Annotated in this window: 2 protein-coding genes and 1 pseudogene; 1 reads left to right on the top strand and 2 read right to left on the bottom strand. The window is 66.7% G+C overall.

The window, feature by feature from the left end:
• A partial coding sequence (locus AC1DYI_RS36980) for an aspartyl/asparaginyl beta-hydroxylase domain-containing protein (RefSeq protein ID WP_477209048.1) occupies positions 1–364 on the top strand: 364 nt, incomplete at its 5' end.
• Positions 365–541: 177 nt separating this feature from the next.
• On the opposite strand, the pseudogene AC1DYI_RS36975 reads toward AC1DYI_RS36980, so the two are convergent.
• Together AC1DYI_RS36975 and AC1DYI_RS36970 are read right to left on the bottom strand one after the other, a co-directional pair.
• Positions 542–680, bottom strand: a pseudogene (locus tag AC1DYI_RS36975) (IS3 family transposase); the annotation flags it as partial.
• A 45-nt stretch (positions 681–725) separates the two neighbouring features.
• Positions 726–908: transposase domain-containing protein (locus AC1DYI_RS36970; RefSeq protein WP_477209047.1), on the bottom strand; the 183-nt coding region annotated here is incomplete at its 5' end.

The following is a 908-nucleotide window of genomic DNA, read 5'->3' as shown; positions in this document are numbered from 1 at the left end:
GCCTCAGCCCGATCAACCAGGCCGCACGCCAGTGGCGATGTTCTCGCTGCTCAAGCCGCACACCCGCATTCCGCCGCACAACGGTGTCAGCAACGCGCGGCTGCTGGTACACCTGCCACTGATCGTGCCGGAAGGCTGCGGCTTTCGCGTCGGCAATCAAACCCGACAATGGGAGCCGGGCACGGCCTGGGTGTTCGACGACACGATCGAACACGAGGCCTGGAACAACAGCGACAAGCTGCGCGTCATCCTGATCTTCGACATCTGGCATCCGTCGCTCAGCGAAGGTGAACGGGCGATGATGACGGCGATGTCGTCGGCGCTGAATGAACTCTCTGGGCCAGGCGAAGGCTACGGCGGCTAGCGGGCTTCGGAGAGCAAGTGGCGAGATCCACGCGTGCACCCGGTATCGGTCCCTCCACTGAGAGTCGCAACGGTCATCGATTACGATCGGTTCGCGCCGGTCCCCTCGCGAGGTGACGTGGTACCGCGCCCCCGCCATTCGATCCTCAATGGCCGTGCCATGGCCCCTCATGATGCGGACCTGCTGCGGCCCGGCCTTGAGCAGGTGGGTGCCGCCGGAAGCGGTGATGGCTGTTGGTGGTCTTGTGATCGCCCGCCTGGGCGGCACCAGCATCCGCGCAACTGCGCAGGACATCGAACATGGCGTCTCRCCCCAGCGCGGTAAGCGTCCGGCAATCCCGTCTTGGAGACGAGCAGGCAGTTCAGGCTGTGGCGCCCAACGGCTGCCAGCGATGCGGCAGCAGCTCCACGATGCGGCTGGCGGGCTGCGTGGGCAGCCGCTCAAGCACGTCGCGCAGGTACGCGTAGGGCTCGTGCCCATTGAGCCGCGCCGAGTGCACCAGGCTCATGATCGCGGCGGCCCGCTTGCCCGCACGCAGGCTCCC

The organism is Ideonella sp. P3_A4 (assembly GCF_056403075.1).
The sequence above is the reverse complement of the archived record's forward strand: the minus strand, read 5'-3'. Positions and strand labels throughout refer to the sequence as shown.